This is a genomic window from Pseudomonas sp. B21-023, from assembly GCF_024749165.1.
In the GTDB taxonomy this organism is placed as follows: domain Bacteria; phylum Pseudomonadota; class Gammaproteobacteria; order Pseudomonadales; family Pseudomonadaceae; genus Aquipseudomonas.
Genome location: NZ_CP087190.1, coordinates 1264127 through 1280609 on the forward strand (window position 1 = coordinate 1264127; position 16483 = coordinate 1280609).

17 protein-coding genes are annotated in these 16483 nt (G+C 64.5%); 13 read left to right on the forward strand and 4 right to left on the reverse strand.

Annotated elements, in window-relative coordinates; all coding sequences use genetic code 11:
* The first annotated feature begins 2 nt into the window (after positions 1-2).
* The 4 genes from kdsA to ispD all read left to right on the forward strand — a co-directional run bounded on the left by kdsA (position 3) and on the right by ispD (position 3434).
* Complete coding sequence (kdsA, locus tag LOY42_RS05755) at positions 3-848, forward strand: 3-deoxy-8-phosphooctulonate synthase (protein WP_028690660.1); 846 nt, start codon at positions 3-5, stop codon at positions 846-848.
* A 153-nt stretch (positions 849-1001) separates the two neighbouring features.
* Complete coding sequence (eno, locus tag LOY42_RS05760) at positions 1002-2291, forward strand: phosphopyruvate hydratase (protein WP_008099635.1); 1290 nt, start codon at positions 1002-1004, stop codon at positions 2289-2291.
* Positions 2292-2448: 157 nt separating this feature from the next.
* Positions 2449-2730, forward strand: a complete 282-nt coding sequence (gene ftsB / locus LOY42_RS05765) for a cell division protein FtsB (RefSeq protein WP_011535259.1) — start codon at positions 2449-2451, stop codon at positions 2728-2730.
* Positions 2727-3434: a 2-C-methyl-D-erythritol 4-phosphate cytidylyltransferase gene (ispD, locus tag LOY42_RS05770; protein WP_139669207.1), complete on the forward strand. Its 708-nt coding sequence runs from the start codon at positions 2727-2729 to the stop codon at positions 3432-3434. The genes ftsB and ispD overlap by 4 nt, the downstream gene beginning before the upstream one ends.
* A gap of 87 nt (positions 3435-3521) precedes the next feature.
* On the opposite strand, the gene LOY42_RS05775 is transcribed toward ispD, so the two are convergent.
* Positions 3522-4388 (reverse strand): LysR substrate-binding domain-containing protein, encoded by an 867-nt coding sequence (locus LOY42_RS05775; RefSeq protein WP_232968107.1) that lies wholly within the window; start codon positions 4386-4388, stop codon positions 3522-3524.
* Between the two features lie 158 nt (positions 4389-4546).
* Here LOY42_RS05775 and LOY42_RS05780 point away from each other — a divergent pair, with 158 nt between their 5' ends.
* From LOY42_RS05780 to rpoS, 8 genes are all read left to right on the forward strand, one after another.
* Positions 4547-5659, forward strand: coding sequence for an S-(hydroxymethyl)glutathione dehydrogenase/class III alcohol dehydrogenase (locus LOY42_RS05780; protein ID WP_016712915.1), 1113 nt, complete (start codon positions 4547-4549; stop codon positions 5657-5659).
* 10 nt (positions 5660-5669) lie between these two features.
* Positions 5670-6518, forward strand: coding sequence for an S-formylglutathione hydrolase (gene fghA, locus LOY42_RS05785; RefSeq protein WP_110701900.1), 849 nt, complete (start codon positions 5670-5672; stop codon positions 6516-6518).
* Between the two features lie 77 nt (positions 6519-6595).
* Positions 6596-7069, forward strand: a complete 474-nt coding sequence (gene ispF, locus LOY42_RS05790; protein WP_102684063.1) for a 2-C-methyl-D-erythritol 2,4-cyclodiphosphate synthase — start codon at positions 6596-6598, stop codon at positions 7067-7069.
* Positions 7066-8124 (forward strand): tRNA pseudouridine(13) synthase TruD, encoded by a 1059-nt coding sequence (gene truD / locus LOY42_RS05795; RefSeq protein ID WP_139669213.1) that lies wholly within the window; start codon positions 7066-7068, stop codon positions 8122-8124. Before ispF ends, truD begins: the two co-directional genes overlap by 4 nt.
* Positions 8112-8861 (forward strand): 5'/3'-nucleotidase SurE, encoded by a 750-nt coding sequence (gene surE, locus LOY42_RS05800; RefSeq protein WP_046854410.1) that lies wholly within the window; start codon positions 8112-8114, stop codon positions 8859-8861. Before truD ends, surE begins: the two co-directional genes overlap by 13 nt.
* Before the next feature lie 38 nt (positions 8862-8899).
* On the forward strand, positions 8900-9538 hold the full coding sequence (locus LOY42_RS05805; RefSeq protein WP_162175259.1) for a protein-L-isoaspartate(D-aspartate) O-methyltransferase: 639 nt from the start codon (positions 8900-8902) through the stop codon (positions 9536-9538).
* A 184-nt stretch (positions 9539-9722) separates the two neighbouring features.
* Positions 9723-10577, forward strand: a complete 855-nt coding sequence (locus LOY42_RS05810) for a peptidoglycan DD-metalloendopeptidase family protein (RefSeq protein WP_102684066.1) — start codon at positions 9723-9725, stop codon at positions 10575-10577.
* A 105-nt stretch (positions 10578-10682) separates the two neighbouring features.
* Positions 10683-11690 (forward strand): RNA polymerase sigma factor RpoS, encoded by a 1008-nt coding sequence (gene rpoS / locus LOY42_RS05815; protein ID WP_011535249.1) that lies wholly within the window; start codon positions 10683-10685, stop codon positions 11688-11690.
* A 124-nt stretch (positions 11691-11814) separates the two neighbouring features.
* Here the strand turns inward: rpoS and LOY42_RS05820 are convergent, their stop codons facing one another.
* From LOY42_RS05820 to LOY42_RS05830, 3 genes are all read right to left on the reverse strand, one after another.
* The gene (locus LOY42_RS05820; protein WP_139669215.1) at positions 11815-12603 is read right to left on the reverse strand and encodes an OmpA family protein; all 789 of its coding nucleotides are present in this window, start codon (positions 12601-12603) and stop codon (positions 11815-11817) included.
* Positions 12604-12652: 49 nt separating this feature from the next.
* Entirely contained in the window at positions 12653-13066 is a 414-nt protein-coding gene (locus LOY42_RS05825; protein ID WP_139669217.1) for a DUF4398 domain-containing protein, read from the reverse strand.
* Positions 13067-13321: 255 nt separating this feature from the next.
* The gene (locus tag LOY42_RS05830) at positions 13322-13666 is read right to left on the reverse strand and encodes a pilin assembly protein (RefSeq protein ID WP_198755151.1); all 345 of its coding nucleotides are present in this window, start codon (positions 13664-13666) and stop codon (positions 13322-13324) included.
* A 143-nt stretch (positions 13667-13809) separates the two neighbouring features.
* Here LOY42_RS05830 and ppc point away from each other — a divergent pair, with 143 nt between their 5' ends.
* Positions 13810-16437, forward strand: coding sequence for a phosphoenolpyruvate carboxylase (gene ppc, locus LOY42_RS05835; RefSeq protein WP_139669221.1), 2628 nt, complete (start codon positions 13810-13812; stop codon positions 16435-16437).
* The last annotated feature ends 46 nt before the right edge of the window (positions 16438-16483 follow it).

Genomic DNA, 16483 nt, shown 5'->3' on the forward strand with positions numbered 1-16483 from the left:
CCATGACTCAGAAGATCATTCGCGTCGGTAACATCGAGATCGCCAACGACAAGCCGTTCGTCCTTTTCGGCGGCATGAACGTCCTGGAGTCCCGTGACCTGGCCCTGAAGGTCTGCGAGGAGTACGTGCGGGTTACCGAGAAGCTCGGTATCCCGTATGTGTTCAAGGCCAGCTTCGACAAGGCCAACCGTTCGTCGGTCAACTCGTACCGCGGCCCGGGCATGGAAGAGGGCCTGAAGATCTTCGAGGAGATCAAGCAGACCTTCAACGTGCCGGTGATCACCGACGTGCACGAACCCTACCAGTGCGAACCGGTGGCCAAGGTGTGCGACATCATCCAGCTGCCGGCCTTCCTGTCGCGCCAGACCGACCTGGTCGTGGCGATGGCCAAGACCGGTGCGGTGATCAACATCAAGAAGGCGCAGTTCCTGGCGCCCCACGAGATGAAGCACATCCTCGCCAAGTGCGTCGAGGCCGGCAACGACCAGCTCATCCTCTGTGAGCGCGGCTCGAGCTTCGGCTACAACAACCTCGTTGTGGACATGCTCGGCTTCGGCATCATGAAGCAGTTCGAGTACCCGGTGTTCTTCGACGTGACCCACTCGTTGCAGACCCCGGGCGGTCGCGCCGACTCCGCCGGTGGCCGCCGCGCCCAGGTAACCGACCTGGCCAAGGCTGGCATGAGCCAGGGCCTGGCCGGCCTGTTCCTCGAAGCGCATCCGGACCCGGACAACGCCAAGTGCGATGGCCCGTGCGCCCTGCGCCTGGACAAGCTTGAGCCGTTCCTGGCACAGCTCAAGCAGCTGGACGACCTGGTGAAAAGTTTTCCGACGGTAGAAACCGCGTAAAGCTCATTTCTCGGGTAAAGTACCGCCCGTTCCACCCCTGACCTTTCGGTCAGGGGCTCCCTTCGCCAGGCCTGCCCGTGCCATGTCGCCTGGTGAACGGCAAGAATTCCCAAAAGCTGCGTTGTTTTCGTCAATTCTGGAGTGCTTACAACAATGGCAAAGATCGTCGACATCAAAGGTCGTGAAGTTCTCGATTCGCGTGGCAACCCCACCGTGGAAGCCGATGTACTGCTCGACAACGGCATCATCGGCAGCGCCTGCGCGCCGTCGGGTGCTTCCACTGGCTCGCGCGAAGCGCTGGAGCTGCGTGATGGCGACAAGAGCCGTTACCTGGGCAAGGGCGTGCTGAAGGCCGTCGCCAACATCAACGGCCCGATCCGTGACCTGCTGCTGGGCAAGGACCCATCGGACCAGAAAGCCCTGGACCGCGCGATGATCGAGCTGGACGGCACCGAGAACAAGGCCAAGCTGGGCGCCAACGCCATCCTCGCCGTGTCCCTGGCTGCCGCCAAGGCCGCCGCCCAGGACCAGGACCTGCCACTGTACGCGCACATCGCCAACCTCAACGGCACGCCGGGCCAGTACTCCATGCCGGTGCCGATGATGAACATCATCAACGGCGGCGAGCACGCCGACAACAACGTCGACATCCAGGAGTTCATGGTCCAGCCGGTTGGCGCCAAGACCTTCTCCGACGGTCTGCGCATGGGCACCGAGATCTTCCACCACCTCAAGGCCGTGCTCAAGGCCCGTGGCCTGAACACCGCCGTCGGTGACGAAGGTGGCTTCGCCCCGAACCTGGCTTCCAACGAAGACGCCCTGGCCGCCATCGCCGAAGCTGTCGAGAAAGCCGGCTACAAGCTGGGCACCGACGTGACCCTGGCCCTGGACTGCGCCGCTTCCGAGTTCTATGAAGACGGCAAGTACAACCTGTCTGGCGAAGGCAAGTCGTTCGACGCCGAAGGTTTCGCCGAGTACCTGAAGGGCCTGACCGAGCGTTTCCCGATCATCTCGATCGAAGACGGCCTGGACGAGTCCGACTGGGCTGGCTGGAAGATCCTCACCGACAAGATCGGCGAGAAAGTCCAGCTGGTTGGCGACGACCTGTTCGTGACCAACACCAAGATCCTGAAGGAAGGTATCGAGAAGGGCATCGGCAACTCGATCCTGATCAAGTTCAACCAGATCGGCTCGCTGACCGAAACCCTCGAAGCCATCCAGATGGCCAAGGCCGCTGGCTACACCGCGGTGATCTCGCACCGTTCCGGTGAAACCGAGGACTCGACCATCGCCGACCTGGCCGTGGGCACTGCTGCTGGCCAGATCAAGACCGGCTCGCTGTGCCGCTCCGACCGCGTCAGCAAGTACAACCAACTGCTGCGCATCGAAGAGCAACTGGGCGCCAAAGCCGTGTATCGCGGCCGTGCCGAGTTTCGCGGCTGAGCAAGAGATGGTAAAAAGGCAGCAGCCGGGGCCTGCTGAACGTTCGTACTGATCGTTCGGTTGCCTCCACGGGTTTCTGTCGACGAAGCCTGGCCTCGGCCAGGCTTCGTGCTATCGGAAGCTCGCTGCGGCGGCCTTTTTTACCCTGGATATCTTCATGCGCAGTCCCTATTGGTTGTTCCTCGTCCTGCTCCTGCTGCTCGGCGGCCTGCAATATCGCCTTTGGGTAGGTAATGGCAGCCTGGCGCAAGTGACCGAACTCAAGCAGCAGATCGCCGACCAGCATGCGGAAAACGAACGCCTGCTGGAACGCAATCGCGTGCTGGATGCCGAGGTCCTGGAGTTGAAGAAAGGTATGGAGACCGTGGAAGAACGGGCTCGTCATGAACTGGGGATGGTCAAGGAGGGCGAAACCCTCTACCAGCTGCCACAGAAATGACAAACAAACTGCCGGCCTTCTGGGCCGTGATTCCCGCCGCGGGCATTGGCGCCCGCATGGCTGCCGACCGTCCCAAGCAGTATCTGCAACTGGGCGGTCAGACCATTCTCGAGCATAGCCTCGACTGTTTCCTCGACCATTCCATGCTCAAGGGCGTGGTGGTCAGCATTGCCGAACACGACCCTTATTGGCCCGGCCTGCGCTGTGCCAGCGATCCGCGTATCCAGCGTGCCCCGGGTGGTGACGAGCGCGCTGACTCGGTGCTCAATGCGCTATTGCTGCTGCACGCCCAGGGCGCGTCGGATGACGACTGGGTGCTGGTGCACGACGCCGCGCGGCCGAATCTGGCGCGTGGCGATCTGGACAAGTTGCTGTCAGCCCTGGCTGAAGATCCCGTCGGTGGATTGCTCGCCGTACCCGCTCGGGACACGCTCAAGCGTGCCGACGGCGAGGGCAGGGTGGCGGCGACGGTCGATCGCAGCACCGTCTGGCAAGCCTACACCCCGCAGATGTTCCGCCTCGGCATGTTGCACCGGGCGCTGGCCGAGTGCCTGGTGTCCGATGTAGCAGTCACCGATGAGTCGTCCGCCATCGAGTGGGCCGGGTATGCGCCGCGCCTGGTCGAAGGGCGCAGCGACAATATCAAGGTGACCCGGCCAGAGGACTTGGAGTGGTTGCGCCAGCGCTGGGCTGGGCGTCGCTGAGCGATGGTCTGACGCCGTATCTGTAGGAGCGGCTTCAGCCGCGATCACTCGCGCAACGGGTGCCTGACTGCGTTGCCTGCATCGCGGCTAAGGCCGCTCCTGCAAAGGCGTGGTGCGATACTCCGGCAACTGCGCCAACCCTTCCTTGAGATAGTCCACCAACCGCCGCACCTTCGGCGACAGATGCCGTTGTTGCGGATACAACGCCCATACCGCTGTATTCGGCGGTTGGTGCCCCTCCAGCAACGACACCAGCGCCCCGCTATGCAGGTGCTCGAGCACGTAGTAATCCGGCAACTGGCAGAGGCCCATCCCCTGCAGCGCCGCATCCAGCACCGCCTGGCCGCTGTTGCAGCGCCAGTTGCCCTGTACCCGCTGGCTGATCTCGCGACCCTCCTGCTGCAGCGCCCACAGGTCGGAGCTGCCGACCAGGCAATTGTGCCGCGCCAACTCCGACACGCTGTGCGGCCGCCCATAGCGTGCCAGGTAGGCCGGTGATGCGCACAGGTACATGCGTCGCGGCGCCAGGCGCGTGGCCACCAGCCGGGAATCCTGCAGGCGGCCCAGGCGGATCGCCAGGTCCATGCCCTCATGCAGCAGGTCGAGGGTGCGGTTGCTCAACTCCACCTCCACCCGCAACTGCGGGTACAGCGCCATGAAGCGCGTCACCAGCGGCACGATGAAGCGCTCGCCATAGGCTACCGCGCAGGTCAGGCGCAGCAGGCCTTTGGGTTCGCTGGCCAGGTCGCCCATGGCGCGCAACGCTTCCTCGCGGCCATCCTGCAGGCGCTGGCAGTGCTGGAGGAAGGTCTGCCCGGCTTCGCTGAGGGTCACCCGCCGCGTGCTGCGGTACAGCAGGCGGGTCTGCAAGCGTTCCTCCAGGCGGGCGATCTGCCGACTGATGTGCGACGAAGACACTCCGAGGCGTTCGGCGGCGGCGGTGAACTGGCCCATTTCTGCCACGGCGACGAATTCGTCGATGCCTTCCCAGCGGCTGCTCAATGGATTATCCCTGTGTGGCAATAATGTTTTGTGAATGGCCGGATTATTCATCAAAAGGCAGTGAATTACACTGCTTGCCTGCAATCGACACTCTTGTCTGGAGACCTTTGATGATCAAGTCCCGCGCTGCTGTAGCCTTCGAGGCCAAGAAACCCCTGGAAATCGTCGAAGTGGACGTGGCCATGCCCAAGGCCGGCGAAGTGCTGCTGCGCGTCGTCGCCTCGGGTGTCTGCCATACCGACGCCTATACCCTGTCTGGCGCTGACCCGGAAGGCATCTTCCCGTCGATTCTCGGCCATGAGGGCGGGGCGATCGTCGAGGCGGTTGGCGAGGGCGTGACCTCGGTGGCGGTCGGCGACCACGTGATCCCGCTGTACACCCCGGAATGCGGCAAGTGCAAATTCTGCCTGTCGGGCAAGACCAACCTGTGCCAGGCCATCCGCGCCACGCAGGGCAAGGGCCTGATGCCCGACGGCACCACCCGCTTCAGCTACAAGGGCCAGCAGCTGTTCCACTACATGGGCACCTCGACCTTCTCCGAGTACACCGTGCTGCCGGAAATCTCCGTGGCCAAGATCCAGAAAGAGGCCCCGCTGGAAAAGGTCTGCCTGCTCGGCTGCGGCGTGACCACCGGTATCGGCGCGGTGCTCAACACCGCCAAGGTCAAGCCGGGTGACACTGTGGCCATCTTCGGCCTCGGCGGCATCGGTCTGTCGGCAGTGATCGGCGCGGTCAAGGCCAAGGCTTCGCGCATCATCGCCATCGACATCAACCCGGCCAAGTTCGAGATCGCCCGCCAGCTGGGCGCCACCGACTGCATCAACCCGAAAGACTACGACCGCCCGATCCAGGAAGTGATCGTCGATCTCACCGACGGCGGCGTGGACTTTTCCTTCGAGTGCATCGGCAATGTGCAACTGATGCGCGCGGCGCTGGAATGCTGCCACAAGGGCTGGGGCGAGTCGGTGATCATTGGCGTGGCCGGTGCCGGCCAGGAAATCGCCACCCGTCCGTTCCAGCTGGTCACCGGTCGCGTCTGGCGCGGTTCGGCCTTCGGCGGCGTGCGTGGCCGCAGTGAGCTGCCGAGCTACGTGGAAATGTCCGAGAAAGGCGAGATCCCGCTGGACACCTTCATTACCCATACCATGGGCCTGGAGGACATCAACAAAGCTTTCGACCTGATGCACGAAGGCAAGAGCATCCGCAGCGTAATCCACTTCTGAGGCCCTCGCCATGACGCTGGAAAACATCTCTTGCCAGAAAAGCTTTGGCGGCTGGCACAAGCGTTACCGGCACAGCTCCAAGGTGCTTGCCTGCGACATGGTGTTCGCGGTGTACCTGCCGCCCCAGGCCGAGCAGGGCGAAAAGCTGCCGGTGCTGTACTGGCTCAGCGGCCTGACCTGCACCGACGAGAACTTCATGCAGAAGGCCGGCGCCCAGCGCCTGGCCGCGGAGCTTGGGCTGATCATCGTCGCCCCGGACACCAGCCCGCGTGGCGAGCAGGTGCCGGGTGATCCGGACGGTGCCTGGGACTTCGGCCTCGGCGCGGGGTTCTACCTCAATGCCACCCAGCAGCCCTGGGCGCGCAACTACCAGATGCACGACTACGTGGTGCACGAGTTGCCGGAGTTGATCGAGGAGCATTTCCCGGCGTCAAGCCAGCGCAGTATCAGTGGCCACTCGATGGGCGGGCATGGCGCGTTGGTCTGCGCCTTGCGCAACCCGGGGCGCTACCGCTCGGTGTCGGCGTTCTCACCGATCAGCAATCCAATGGATTGCCCTTGGGGTGAGAAGGCCTTCAGCCGCTACCTGGGCGAAGACCGGGCGCAGTGGCGCGAGTGGGATGCCAGTGTGCTGCTGGCCGAGGCGGATGAATGCCCGCCGCTGCTGGTGGACCAGGGGGATCGCGATGACTTCCTTGAAAAGCAGCTCAAGCCAGAGGCGCTGGAGCAGGCGGCCCGTAAGGGCGGCCATGGGCTGACCCTGCGCCTGCAGCCAGGCTACGACCATAGCTACTACTTCATCGCCAGCTTCATCGATGAACACCTGCGCCATCATGCGGTGGCACTGGGCAGGGTCTGAGCCGCAGGGCCGTGAAGCAGCCCCAATACCGCAAAAGCAGGTAGAATCACGCCCTGACTCAATCAGGGCGTTCTTCTATGCGTATTGGCCACGGCTACGATGTCCATCGTTTCTGCGACGGTGATTTCATTACCTTGGGCGGGGTGCGTATCCCCCACAAGTTCGGCCTGCTGGCCCACTCCGACGGCGACGTGCTGCTGCACGCCCTGAGCGATGCCTTGCTGGGTGCCGCGGCGCTGGGCGACATCGGCAAGCATTTCCCCGACACCGACCCGCAGTTCAAGGGCGCCGACAGCCGGGTGCTGCTGCGCCACGTGGTCGCTGTCGTGCGTGACAAGGGCTGGAAGGTCGGCAATGTCGACGCCACCATCGTCGCCCAGGCACCAAAGATGGCCCCGCACATCGAGACCATGCGCCAGCACATCGCCGCAGACCTGCAGGTCGAGCTCGACCAGGTCAACGTCAAGGCCACCACTGAAGAAAAGCTGGGCTTCACCGGCCGCGAGGAGGGCATCGCCGTGCATGCGGTCGCCCTGCTGCTGCCAGCATGACCGAACTGGAACTGCTAGGCCCTCGGGCCTCGGGCGATGTCTTGGGCACCGCGGTGCTCAAGGCGGTGGCTGAAGACTTCCAGGTCGATGAAGTCCTCGATATCCCGCTGTCCGGCCAGGGCGAGCACCTGTGGCTGTGGGTCGAGAAGCGTGACCTCAACACCGAGGAGGCGGCTCGCCGCCTGGCCCGCGCCGCCGGCGTGCCGGTGCGTGCCATCAGCTATGCCGGCCTCAAGGACCGCCAGGCCCTGACCCGCCAGTGGTTCAGCCTGCACCTGCCGGGCAAGGCCGACCCAGACCTGTCCCGTGCCGAGGACGACACCCTGCGCGTGCTCAAGCAGGTGCGCCACCAGCGCAAGCTGCAGCGTGGCGCGCATTCGGCCAATGGCTTCACCTTGCGCCTGACCGCGCTGCAGGCCGACCACCAGGCCCTTGATGCCCGCCTGGAGCAACTCAAGCAGCAGGGCGTGCCCAACTACTTCGGCAGCCAGCGCTTCGGCCATGCCGGTGGCAACGTGCACGACGCACAGGGCTGGGCCGCTCGCCAGGCGCTGCCCGAGCAGCGCAACCTGCGTTCGCGGCTGCTGTCGGCCGGGCGCAGCTACCTGTTCAACCAGGTGCTGGCCGCCCGTGTCGCCGATGGCAGCTGGCAGCGCGCCCAGGTCGGCGACCTGCTGGCCTTCACCGACAAGCGCAGCTTCTTCATGGCCGGCGAGGTCGAGTGCAACGACCCGCGCCTGGCCATTCTCGACCTGCACCCGACGGGCCCGCTGTGGGGCGCCGGTGCGGCACCGAGCCAGGGCGCGACCCTCGACCTCGAGTCCACGGTCGCCGGACGTCATCCGGCGCTGTGCGATTGGCTGGCGCGAGCGGGCATGGATCACGAACGGCGCATCCTGCGGCTCCCTATTGGGCGGCTGACGTGGCATTATCCCGAGCCTGATATCCTGCAACTGGAATTCGTCCTTCCGGCCGGATGCTTCGCCACCGTGGTGGTGCGCGAACTCGTCGATCTGGTGCCGGCAGGGCAGACGGACAGCCCATGCGTATTCTGATTTCGAATGACGACGGTGTTACCGCACCCGGCCTCGCCGCGCTGCATGAAGCGTTGGTGGACTATGCCGAGTGCGTGGTGATTGCCCCGGATCAAGACAAGAGCGGTGCCGGCAGCTCGCTGACACTGGACCGGCCGCTGCATCCGCAGACGCTGGCCAACGGCTTCATCAGCCTCAACGGCACGCCGACCGACTGCGTGCACCTGGGGCTCAACGGCCTGTTGCCGGAAACCCCGGACATGGTGGTGTCCGGCATCAACCTGGGCGCCAACCTGGGGGATGACGTGCTCTATTCGGGCACGGTGGCTGCGGCGTTGGAGGGGCGCTTCCTCGGCGGCACCTCGCTGGCCTTCTCGCTGCTGTCGCGCCTGCCCGACAACTTGCCGACCGCCGCCTACATCGCCCGGCGCCTGGTCGAGGCGCAGTCGCGCCTGGAGCTGCCGCCGCGCACCGTGCTCAACGTCAATATCCCCAACCTGCCGCTGGAGCATATACGTGGCATCCAGCTTACCCGCCTGGGGCACCGCGCGCGTGCCGCGGCACCGACCAAGGTGGTCAACCCGCGGGGCAAGGAAGGCTACTGGATCGCCGTGGCCGGCGATGCCGAAGATGGCGGCCCGGGCACCGACTTCCATGCCGTGATGCAGGGTTACGTGTCGATCACCCCGCTGCAACTGGACCGCACCTTCAACGATGCCTTCGAGCGCCTCGACGGTTGGCTGGAGGGCCTGCTCTGATGCGCGAACAGGACGATCTGCAGCGCCGCGGCATCGGCATGACCTCCCAGCGTACCCGGGAGCGGCTGATCCAGCGGCTCTATGAAGAAGGCGTGTCGAACGCCAAGGTACTCGAGGCCATTCGTCGCACCCCGCGCCACCTGTTCGTCGATGAAGCCCTGGCCCATCGCGCCTATGAAGACACGGCGCTGCCGATCGGCCACAACCAGACGATCTCCCAGCCGTTCATGGTCGCGCACATGAGCGAGCTGTTGCTGGAGGCAGGCCCCCTGGACAAGGTGCTGGAGATCGGCACCGGCTCGGGCTACCAGACCGCGATCCTGGCCCAGCTGGTCGAGCGGGTGTTCTCGGTGGAGCGCATCAAGGTGCTGCAGGACCGGGCCAAGGAGCGCCTGGTCGAGCTCAACCTGCGCAACGTGGTGTTCCGTTGGGGCGACGGCTGCGAAGGTTGGCCGGCGTTGGCGCCTTACAACGGCATCATCGTCACCGCAGTCGCGCCTGAAGTGCCGCAGGCACTGCTCGATCAGCTGGCGCCGGGCGGACGCATGGTGATCCCGGTCGGGCCGGCGGGGGAGACCCAGCAACTGATGCTGATCGTGCGCGAAGAGCATGGCTTCTCGCGGCGGGTACTCGGCGCCGTGCGCTTCGTGCCGCTGCTCAATGGCCCACTGGCCTGAGCGGTGTAACGGAATATTTGCGGCGACGACGAATTCTTGCGCCTGGGCCCTGTCTATCTGGCGTGGCGCTTTTCGTACTGGATCAGGCCAACAGCGAGTCACCCCAAGCAGGGTGGCTCGGTTATAATTGAAACAATATTGCATTTTTGTATCGTCATTTTTTGACAGCATGAGGGGAGCGCGGGTGGGTCACACAGGCATGCGGCAGCGCAAGGATCGGTCGGTTTTGAAGCTTCTGGTGATCGCGCTGGCCATGGGGACCCTGCTGGCTGGCTGTTCCAGCACCAGCTCGAACGGCGCCCGCGTGGTCGACCGCAACAACGCCGCGCCCAAGCGCCCGACCGTCACCTCGGGGCAGTACATCGTCAAACCCGGCGACACGCTGTTCTCCATTGCCTTCCGCTACGGTTGGGACTACAAGGAGCTGGCGGCACGCAACAATATTCCCGCCCCCTACACCATCCGCCCGGGCCAGCCGATCCGTTTCAGCAGCGGCGCGGGGGGCAGCACGACGGTCGTCGGCAGCGCTTCTTCATCGAGCCGGACCACCGTGATCCGCCGGCCGGTTGCCACTACGGCGCCGGCAACCAGCAATGGCAAAAGTGCCACAACTGCCCCTTCCACCACCTCGCAAACGGTTGCCCAGGTGCCCGCCGCAGAGCGCGCGGTTGGCGGTTGGACGTGGCCGGCGAATGGCGTGCTGATTGGAAAATTCGCTTCAAACGGTAGTTTGAATAAAGGCATTGATATCGCCGGTGATTTGGGACAGCCTGTTTTTGCTGCGTCTGATGGAGCGGTGGTCTACGCCGGCAGTGGCTTGAGGGGCTATGGCGAGCTCATCATCATCAAACACAGCGATACCTACGTCAGTGCCTACGGTCACAACCGCAGGCTTTTGGTTCGGGAGGGGCAGCAGGTCAAGGCAGGGCAGACGATCGCAGAAATGGGGTCCACGGGCACTGATCGGGTGAAGCTGCATTTCGAGATTCGCCGCCAGGGCAAACCCGTCGATCCTCTCCAGTTCCTGCCACGCCGTTGATCATTGTCCCGGCCTGTTCCTTGGATGTAGAGGGGACAGGCTCCAGCGCTGCCATGGAAGGGTGACGCTCGAGTCTGAGTTCGAACTCAGCAAAGGACTATAACAATGGCTCTCAGTAAAGAAGTGCCGGAGTTTGACATCGACGATGACCTGCTTCTGATGGAGACGGGCATCGTTTTGGAAACGGATGTGGTGTCAGACGAACCTGCTGTACCTTCGGTTCGGACCAAGTCGAAACAGGGCGCGTCGCTCAAGCAGCACAAGTACATCGACTACAGTCGGGCACTTGACGCGACCCAACTGTATCTCAACGAAATCGGCTTCTCGCCTCTGCTTTCGCCAGAGGAAGAAGTGCATTTCGCGCGCCTGTCGCAAAAAGGCGACCCTGCCGGGCGCAAGCGCATGATCGAGAGCAACCTGCGCCTGGTGGTCAAGATTGCCCGCCGTTACGTCAATCGTGGCCTGTCGCTGCTCGACCTGATCGAGGAAGGCAACCTGGGCCTGATCCGTGCGGTGGAGAAGTTCGACCCCGAACGCGGTTTCCGCTTCTCGACCTACGCGACCTGGTGGATCCGCCAGACCATCGAGCGGGCGATCATGAACCAGACCCGCACCATCCGCCTGCCCATTCACGTGGTCAAGGAACTCAACGTCTACCTGCGCGCCGCCCGCGAGCTTACGCAAAAGCTCGACCACGAGCCGTCGCCTGAGGAGATCGCCAGCCTGCTGGAGAAGCCAGTGGCCGAGGTCAAGCGCATGCTCGGCCTGAACGAGCGGGTGTCCTCGGTGGATGTTTCGCTGGGGCCCGACTCTGACAAGACGCTGCTCGACACCCTCACCGATGACCGTCCCACCGACCCATGCGAACTGCTGCAGGATGATGACCTGTCGCAGAGCATCGACCAGTGGCTGGGCGAGTTGACCGACAAGCAGCGTGAGGTGGTGGTTCGGCGTTTCGGCCTGCGTGGGCATGAAAGCAGTACCCTGGAGGATGTCGGGCTGGAGATCGGCCTGACCCGTGAGCGGGTGCGGCAGATCCAGGTCGAAGGCCTGAAGCGCCTGCGCGAGATTCTCGAGAAGAATGGCTTGTCCAGCGAGTCGCTGTTCCAGTAGTCACTGACGTGCGCCAGGCAAACGCCCCGACATGTTCGGGGCGTTTGCTTGAGTGGCTTGCATGATCGACAGGAATGAAAAAGCCCCGCCATCAAGGCGGGGCTTTCCGTTCAGATGGCAAGCGTTACTGGATCTGGCTGACCGAGCGTGGTGCAACTGGCTGGTTGTCGTTGGAGATGGTCACTTCCACACGACGGTTCTGCGCACGGCCCGAGTTGCTGCCGTTGTCCGCTACCGGATACTCCTTGCCATAGCCCTGGGCGACGATGCGCGCAGGGTCCACGCCGGCACGCACCAGTGCCATGCGCACCGCGGCGGCGCGACGTTCGGAGAGGGTCTGGTTGTAGTTGGCCGAACCGACGCTGTCGGTGTAGCCCTCGACGATCACCTTGCGCTCAGGATTTTCCTGGAGGAACTGCGCCAGTTTGGTGACGTTCGGGTAGGCGCTGCTCTTGAGCTCGGCCTTGTTGAAGTCGAACAGCACATCGCCGAAGGTCACCAGGGTGCCACGGTCGGTCTGCTTGGCGTTGAGGCTGTCCTGCAGTTTCTTGATCTGCGCATCGCGGGCGTCAAGTTTGGCCTGGGCGCGTTGTGCCGCGGCGTTTTTCAGTTCACCTTCCGCGGTGCGCAGCGCGATGGTCTGCTTGGCCACTTCGACGCGTTGATTGGTGAGGTAGGCGAGCTGGTCGACCTTCTTCTCATCCTCGCGATCCATGTAGGCCTTGTCGGCCTTGTTCAGCCAGTCCTGGGCGTCCTTGGTCTCGAGCGCGGCCACCTTGCTCGACTGCGGATCGCTCTGCAGGGCGGAGAAATTGGTGCGGGCCGACTCGAGGTTGGCGTTCGGGTCGTGGGAGCAGGCGGCAAGGCCGACGCTCAGGGCCAGCAGGGCGGGAATCATGACGTAGTTGCGCATAGTGTTCATCCTTTGATCTTTAAACGAAGGCTATAGAGGCAGGGCAGGCTTACTCAGCGCTGCGCAGGCCTTCCTCACGTACGTCCCGGACGCCCTGGCGGGCATCCTGCACGGCCTTCTGGGCCTTGGCAGCCTGGGCTTTGCGCTCGGCAAGGCGGGCGTCCCATTCGGCCTGCTCGGCCAGCAGCTTGGCCTCGTCATACTTCTTGTCGTGCATGGCGATTTCGGCCTTCTTGAACTTGTCCTGGGCAGCCTTCATTTCCACTGCTGCGAACTCGGTGCCACCGGCGCTGACCGCCGAGTTGACCGCCGATTGGGTCACGGCGTACTGCTCGGTAGGCGGCTTGCCCGCGCAGCCGGCCAGCACCAGGCTGCTGCCCAGGGCCAGCGCGGCCAGCTTGAGCCCGCGCAGATGAGTGGAGGAAGGTTGTGCGATGCGGGTCTTCATGGTGGTCAACTCCATTGGGTCACTCCTGTTAAACGACGATGCCACGCAGTGACAATCGCTGTTCCCCTGTTGCCAGCGTCGGGCGCAAAGGCCCGTGTTTACAGGGTTTTGCCGTGATGGCTATTGGCTGTGACCGAAGCGGTTTTTGAATAGTTCAGAAAAATTTGCACGCTAAAGGTATTTTTTTCTGACTAATCAGTCAGCGGATTTCGCCTGGAACTTCCGCTGCAAATGACGGTATGCCGGGCGATGCCCGGCACCCGCAAGGGCTCAGTGCGAGGGGGCTTTCCGTACCCGGCCAAGGGCCTGCAGATGGCGCCTGGATAGGGCCAGGAAGCGCGGCGTAGGGCCGATGTCCTCGTACAACGGGTCGCCTTCCTCGTCGGTGGCGATCACCTGCTGGCCCTTGACGTAGGGGAAGCTGGCCTCGAGCTCTTCCAGTGCCGCCGCCACCAGCTCGCCCAGGAGTTCCTCGGGGCTGCGCTTGGGGTACATGTCGATCAGCGCGGCCAGGCGCGCTTCTGCTTCCATGTCCAGGTGCAGGACATGGCCGGTGGGGCTCAGGCGGCCGGCGGCGTTCTGTTCCCAGTGCTGGGCGAGTTGGCGAATTTTCATGATGACCTCTGTCAAAGCCTGGAGTGGCATTGCTTCGGATGACCTGTGTTTACTTTAGTTGCTTTGGCGGCTCGCGGCTTGCCAGGGGCGGGCGCGAGTGGGCACTCTTGGGCGCATGCGGTTTCCTGGAGTGGAGAAGGCTGATGAGTGATATCGATCTGCGCTTGCGCGAGGATGTGCACCTTTTGGGAGAACTGCTTGGCGAGACCATCCGCCAGCAGCATGGCGAGGCGTTCCTGCAGAAGATCGAGGACATCCGCCACAGTGCCAAGGCCGACCGGCGCGAGGCGGGCGAGCAACTGAGCTCGACCCTGGGCGATCTGGCCGAGGAGGACCTGCTGCCGGTGGCGCGGGCGTTCAACCAGTTCCTCAACCTGGCCAACATCGCCGAGCAGTACCAGCTGATCCGCCGCCGTGACGCCGGCCAGCCCGAACCGTTCGAGGCCCGCGTGCTCCCCGAATTGCTGGCGCGCCTGAAGGCGGCTGGCCATGGCAACGATGAGCTGGCCCGGCAACTGGGCAAGTTGCACATCGAGCTGGTGCTTACCGCGCACCCCACCGAGGTGGCCCGGCGTACGTTGATCCAGAAGTACGACGCCATTGCCGCGCAGCTGGCCGCGCAGGACCACCGCGACCTCATCCCCGCCGAGCGCCAGCAGGTGCGCGAGCGCCTGCGCCGGTTGATCGCCGAGTCCTGGCACACCGAGGAAATCCGCAGGACCCGGCCGACGCCGGTGGACGAGGCCAAGTGGGGCTTCGCGGTGATCGAGCATTCATTGTGGCAGGCGGTGCCCAACCACCTGCGCAAGGTCGACACGGCACTGTTCGAGGCGACCGGGCTGCACCTGCCACTGGAGGCGGCGCCGGTTCGCTTTGCTTCCTGGATGGGCGGTGATCGTGACGGCAACCCCAATGTCACGGCGGCGGTAACCCGCGAAGTGCTGCTGCTGGCGCGCTGGATGGCCGCCGACCTGTTCCTGCGTGATATCGACTACCTGGCCGCCGAGCTGTCCATGCAGCAGGCCAGCGCCGCACTCAAGGAAAAGGTCGGGGACAGCGCCGAACCTTACCGGGCGCTGCTCAAGCAGTTGCGCGACCGCCTGCGTGCCACCCGCGCCTGGGCCCACGCCTCGTTGGCCGCGACGCAGCCGGCCAGCGCGGCGGTGCTGGTGGACAATCGCGACCTTATCGCGCCGTTGGAGCTGTGCTACCAGTCGCTGCATGAGTGCGGCATGGGCGTGATTGCCGACGGTCCGTTGCTCGACTGCCTGCGCCGGGCGGTGACGTTTGGTCTGTTCCTGGTGCGCCTGGATGTGCGTCAGGACGCTGCCCGCCATCGCGATGCGCTGTCGGAAATCACCGACTACCTCGGGCTCGGCCGCTATGCCGAGTGGGACGAAGAGCGACGCATCACCTTCCTCCAGACCGAGCTGAAGAATCGCCGCCCGTTGCTGCCGGCGCACTTCCAGCCCCAGGCCGATACCGCCGAAGTACTCGCCACCTGCCGCGAAATCGCCGCGGCCCCGGCGGCGTCGCTGGGTTCGTACGTGATATCCATGGCCGGCGCGGCGTCCGACGTGCTGGCGGTGCAGCTGTTGCTCAAAGAGGCCGGGTTGACCCGGTCGATGCGCGTGGTACCCCTGTTCGAGACCCTGGCCGACCTGGACAACGCAGGCCCGGTCATGGAGCGCCTGCTCGGGCTGCCGGGCTATCGCGCCGGGCTGCAGGGCCCGCAAGAGGTGATGATCGGCTATTCCGACTCGGCCAAGGATGCCGGCACCACGGCGGCGGCCTGGGCCCAGTACCGTGCTCAGGAAAACCTGGTGCGCATCTGCCGTGAACACCAGGTCGAGCTGCTGCTGTTCCATGGCCGCGGTGGCACGGTGGGACGTGGCGGTGGCCCTGCTCACGCGGCGATCCTGTCGCAGCCGCCGGGCTCGGTGGGCGGGCGTTTTCGCACCACCGAACAGGGCGAGATGATCCGTTTCAAGTTCGGTCTGCCGGGCATCGCCGAACAGAACCTCAATCTCTACCTGGCCGCGGTGCTGGAGGCGACCCTGTTGCCACCGCCGCCGCCTGAGCCGGCCTGGCGCGCACTGATGGACCAGCTGGCCGCCGACGGCGTCAAGGCCTACCGCGCCGTGGTGCGCGAGAATCCGGACTTCGTCGAGTACTTCCGCCAGTCCACCCCCGAGCAGGAGCTTGGCCGGCTGCCGCTGGGCAGCCGCCCGGCCAAGCGCCGCGCCGGCGGCATCGAAAGCCTGAGGGCGATCCCTTGGATCTTCGGCTGGACCCAGACACGGCTGATGCTGCCGGCCTGGCTCGGCTGGGAGACCGCGCTGAACAATGCCCTGGCACGCGGGCAGGGGACGCTGCTGGCGCAGATGCGCGAACAATGGCCGTTCTTCCGTACCCGCATCGACATGCTGGAGATGGTCCTGGCCAAGGCCGATGCGCAGATCGCCGAGGCCTACGACGAACGTCTGGTGCAACCCGAACTGCTGCCGTTGGGCGCGCACCTGCGCGACCTATTGTCGCAGTCGTGCCAAGTGGTACTGGGTCTGACCGGGCAGTCGGTGCTACTGGCGCACAGCCCGGAAACCCTGGAATTCATCCGCCTGCGCAACACCTACCTGGACCCGTTGCACCGCCTGCAAGCCGAGTTGCTGGCACGCTCGCGCAGCCGTGAAGCCGCTCTGGACAGCCCGTTGGAACAGGCCTTGCTGGTGACGGTGGCCGGGATCGCGGCCGGCTTGCGCAACACCGGCTGAGTTAGGCCGAGGGTAGGCGCGGTGAGTGGCAGGGCTGGCCGTGGCC